The following is a 5147-nucleotide window of genomic DNA, read 5'->3' on the forward strand; positions in this document are numbered from 1 at the left end:
TCAGAACAACACAGTGGACGCGAGCAGAATCTATGGTCAAGCCCTCGGCCTATTAGTACCGGTCAACTCCACCCCTCACGAGGCTTCCATATCCGGCCTATCAACCCGGTCATCTACCGGGAGCCTTAACCCCACAAGGAGGTGGGAGCCCTCATCTCGAAGCAGGCTTCCCGCTTAGATGCTTTCAGCGGTTATCCTTTCCGAACGTAGCCAACCAGCCATGCCCTTGGCAGAACAACTGGCACACCAGAGGTCCGTCCGTCCCGGTCCTCTCGTACTAGGGACAGCCCTTCTCAAGACTCCTACGCGCGCAGCGGATAGGGACCGAACTGTCTCACGACGTTCTAAACCCAGCTCGCGTACCGCTTTAATGGGCGAACAGCCCAACCCTTGGGACCGACTCCAGCCCCAGGATGCGACGAGCCGACATCGAGGTGCCAAACCATCCCGTCGATATGGACTCTTGGGGAAGATCAGCCTGTTATCCCCGGGGTACCTTTTATCCGTTGAGCGACGGCGCTTCCACAAGCCACCGCCGGATCACTAGTCCCGACTTTCGTCCCTGCTCGACCCGTCAGTCTCACAGTCAAGCTCCCTTGTGCACTTACACTCACCACCTGATTACCAACCAGGCTGAGGGAACCTTTGGGCGCCTCCGTTACTCTTTAGGAGGCAACCGCCCCAGTTAAACTACCCACCAGACACTGTCCCTGATCCGGATCACGGACCCAGGTTAGACATCCAGCACGACCAGAGTGGTATTTCAACAACGACTCCATCACCGCTGGCGCGGCAATATCACAGTCTCCCACCTATCCTACACAAGCCGAACCAAACACCAATATCAAGCTATAGTAAAGGTCCCGGGGTCTTTCCGTCCTGCTGCGCGAAACGAGCATCTTTACTCGTAGTGCAATTTCACCGGGCCTATGGTTGAGACAGTCAAGAAGTCGTTACGCCATTCGTGCAGGTCGGAACTTACCCGACAAGGAATTTCGCTACCTTAGGATGGTTATAGTTACCACCGCCGTTTACTGGCGCTTAAGTTCTCAGCCTCGCCACACCGAAATGCAGCTAACCGGTCCCCTTAACGTTCCAGCACCGGGCAGGCGTCAGTCCGTATACATCGCCTTACGGCTTCGCACGGACCTGTGTTTTTAGTAAACAGTCGCTTCTCGCTGGTCTCTGCGGCCACACCCAGCTCAAGGCGCAAAGCCCATCACCAGACATGGCCCCCCTTCTCCCGAAGTTACGGGGGCATTTTGCCGAGTTCCTTAACCATAGTTCACCCGAACGCCTCGGTATTCTCTACCAGACCACCTGAGTCGGTTTAGGGTACGGGCCGCCATAAAACTCGCTAGAGGCTTTTCTCGACAGCACAGGATCATCCACTTCACCACAATCGGCTCGGCATCAGGTCTCACCCACAAGTTGCACGGATTTACCTGCACAACGGGCTACACCCTTACCCCGGGACAACCACCGCCCGGGCTGGACTACCTTCCTGCGTCACCCCATCACTCACCTACTACAAGTCTGGACCGTCGGCTCCACCACTCCCCTCAACTCCGAAGAGATCAGGGCGGCTTCACGGACTTAGCATCGCTTGATTCAATGTTTGACGCTTCACAGCGGGTACCGGAATATCAACCGGTTATCCATCGACTACGCCTGTCGGCCTCGCCTTAGGTCCCGACTTACCCTGGGCAGATCAGCTTGACCCAGGAACCCTTAGTCAATCGGCGCGCACGTTTCCCACGTGCGTATCGCTACTCATGCCTGCATTCTCACTCGCGAACCGTCCACAACTCGCTTACGCGGCTGCTTCACCCGGCACACGACGCTCCCCTACCCATCACAGCCCCCGTTAGAGGTACATGCTGCAATGACACGACTTCGGCGGTGTGCTTGAGCCCCGCTACATTGTCGGCGCGGAATCACTTGACCAGTGAGCTATTACGCACTCTTTCAAGGGTGGCTGCTTCTAAGCCAACCTCCTGGTTGTCTCTGCGACTCCACATCCTTTCCCACTTAGCACACGCTTAGGGGCCTTAGTCGATGCTCTGGGCTGTTTCCCTCTCGACCATGGAGCTTATCCCCCACAGTCTCACTGCCGCGCTCTCACTTACCGGCATTCGGAGTTTGGCTAAGGTCAGTAACCCGGTAGGGCCCATCGCCTATCCAGTGCTCTACCTCCGGCAAGAAACACACGACGCTGCACCTAAATGCATTTCGGGGAGAACCAGCTATCACGGAGTTTGATTGGCCTTTCACCCCTAACCACAGATCATCCCCCAGGTTTTCAACCCTGGTGGGTTCGGGCCTCCACGAAGTCTTACCTCCGCTTCACCCTGTCCATGGCTAGATCACTCCGCTTCGGGTCTTGAACACGCTACTCAACGCCCTCTTCGGACTCGCTTTCGCTACGGCTCCCCCACAACGGGTTAACCTCGCAACATGCCGCAAACTCGCAGGCTCATTCTTCAAAAGGCACGCAGTCACGACACAAGGAGACAAGTCTCCCTGTGCGACGCTCCCACGGCTTGTAGGCACACGGTTTCAGGTACTCTTTCACTCCCCTCCCGGGGTACTTTTCACCATTCCCTCACGGTACTATCCGCTATCGGTCACCAGGGAATATTTAGGCTTAACGGGTGGTCCCGCCAGATTCACACAGGATTTCTCGGGCCCCATGCTACTTGGGTGGCCATCCAATGAGTTGTGAATGTTTCAGCTACGGGGGTCTTACCCTCTACGCCGGGCCTTTCGCATGCCCTTCGCCTACACACACAATTTTTTACTCACCGACCGTCCGGCAGAACGATCAAAGACAACTCCCACAACCCCGCATGCGCAACCCCTGCCGGGTATCACACACATACGGTTTAGCCTCTTCCGGTTTCGCTCGCCACTACTCCCGGAATCACTGTTGTTTTCTCTTCCTGCGGGTACTGAGATGTTTCACTTCCCCGCGTTCCCTCCACACACCCTATACATTCAGGTGCGGGTGACAGCCCATGACGACTGCCGGGTTTCCCCATTCGGACACCCCCGGATCAAAGCTCGGTTGACAGCTCCCCGGGGCCTATCGCGGCCTCCCACGTCCTTCATCGGTTCCTGGTACCAAGGCATCCACCGTGCGCCCTTAAAAACTTGGCCACAGATGCTCGCGTCCACTGTGCAGTTCTCAAACAACAACCAGCCACCCGCCACCCCACCCGAAGATGAGTACACCAGGACCGGCACCGAGAAGAAACAGGCTCACACCCGCACTCTCAGACACCCAACAGCGCGCCCAGCCGACTCAGCTTCACCCTCCTCCGTTCCACACCCTCAAAAGAGAGCAGTACCAGGACGAGAGATCCGCGGACCCCACCGAATAGTCAACGTTCCACCCATGAGCAGACCACCGTCGGACATACGCCGACGAAATGGTGCTGTGCTCCTTAGAAAGGAGGTGATCCAGCCGCACCTTCCGGTACGGCTACCTTGTTACGACTTCGTCCCAATCGCCAGTCCCACCTTCGACGATTCCCTCCCCACAAGGGGGTTGGGCCACCGGCTTCGGGTGTTACCGACTTTCGTGACGTGACGGGCGGTGTGTACAAGGCCCGGGAACGTATTCACCGCAGCAATGCTGATCTGCGATTACTAGCGACTCCGACTTCATGGGGTCGAGTTGCAGACCCCAATCCGAACTGAGACCGGCTTTTTGAGATTCGCTCCGCCTTGCGGCATCGCAGCTCATTGTACCGGCCATTGTAGCACGTGTGCAGCCCAAGACATAAGGGGCATGATGACTTGACGTCGTCCCCACCTTCCTCCGAGTTGACCCCGGCAGTCTCCCGTGAGTCCCCGTCACCCCGAAGGGCACGCTGGCAACACAGGACAAGGGTTGCGCTCGTTGCGGGACTTAACCCAACATCTCACGACACGAGCTGACGACAGCCATGCACCACCTGTACACCGACCACAAGGGGGCCCCTGTCTCCAGAGGTTTCCGGTGTATGTCAAGCCTTGGTAAGGTTCTTCGCGTTGCGTCGAATTAAGCCACATGCTCCGCCGCTTGTGCGGGCCCCCGTCAATTCCTTTGAGTTTTAGCCTTGCGGCCGTACTCCCCAGGCGGGGAACTTAATGCGTTAGCTGCGGCACGGACGACGTGGAATGTCGCCCACACCTAGTTCCCAACGTTTACGGCGTGGACTACCAGGGTATCTAATCCTGTTCGCTCCCCACGCTTTCGCTCCTCAGCGTCAGTATCGGCCCAGAGATCCGCCTTCGCCACCGGTGTTCCTCCTGATATCTGCGCATTTCACCGCTACACCAGGAATTCCGATCTCCCCTACCGAACTCTAGCCTGCCCGTATCGAATGCAGACCCGGGGTTGAGCCCCGGGCTTTCACATCCGACGTGACACGCCGCCTACGAGCTCTTTACGCCCAATAATTCCGGACAACGCTCGCACCCTACGTATTACCGCGGCTGCTGGCACGTAGTTAGCCGGTGCTTCTTCTGCAGGTACCGTCACTTGCGCTTCTTCCCTGCTGAAAGAGGTTTACAACCCGAAGGCCGTCATCCCTCACGCGGCGTCGCTGCATCAGGCTTTCGCCCATTGTGCAATATTCCCCACTGCTGCCTCCCGTAGGAGTCTGGGCCGTGTCTCAGTCCCAGTGTGGCCGGTCGCCCTCTCAGGCCGGCTACCCGTCGTCGCCTTGGTAGGCCATTACCCCACCAACTAGCTGATAGGCCGCGGGCTCATCCTGCACCGCCGGAGCTTTCCATCACCAGACCATGCGGCCGGTGATCGTATCCGGTATTAGACCCCGTTTCCAGGGCTTGTCCCAGAGTGCAGGGCAGATTGCCCACGTGTTACTCACCCGTTCGCCACTAATCCACCACCGAAGTGGTTTCATCGTTCGACTTGCATGTGTTAAGCACGCCGCCAGCGTTCGTCCTGAGCCAGGATCAAACTCTCCGTGAATGCTTTGACATCACACGGGAGCGGAACAGTCGGAGGAATAATCCGACTGTTCACAGCGTCCTCGCTGTCTTTTGTACTTCAAAGGAACCACCACTCCCGGCCTGGAGGCCGGAAGCAGGGGTATCAACATTTGGCGTTGACTTTTGGCACGCTGTTGAGTTCTCAA

General features: G+C 57.5%; 2 rRNA genes. Both read right to left on the reverse strand.

The window, feature by feature from the left end:
* Window positions 1-32: 32 nt before the first annotated feature.
* Window positions 33-3159 (reverse strand): 23S ribosomal RNA (locus tag LHJ74_RS33985).
* Window positions 3160-3450: 291 nt separating this feature from the next.
* Window positions 3451-4981 (reverse strand): 16S ribosomal RNA (locus LHJ74_RS33990).
* The 16S and 23S rRNA genes sit together here, the layout of an rRNA operon.
* Between the last annotated feature and the right edge of the window lie 166 nt (window positions 4982-5147).

The sequence above is a fragment of the Streptomyces gossypii genome (genome assembly GCF_025165795.1).
In the GTDB taxonomy this organism is placed as follows: domain Bacteria; phylum Actinomycetota; class Actinomycetes; order Streptomycetales; family Streptomycetaceae; genus Streptomyces; species Streptomyces gossypii.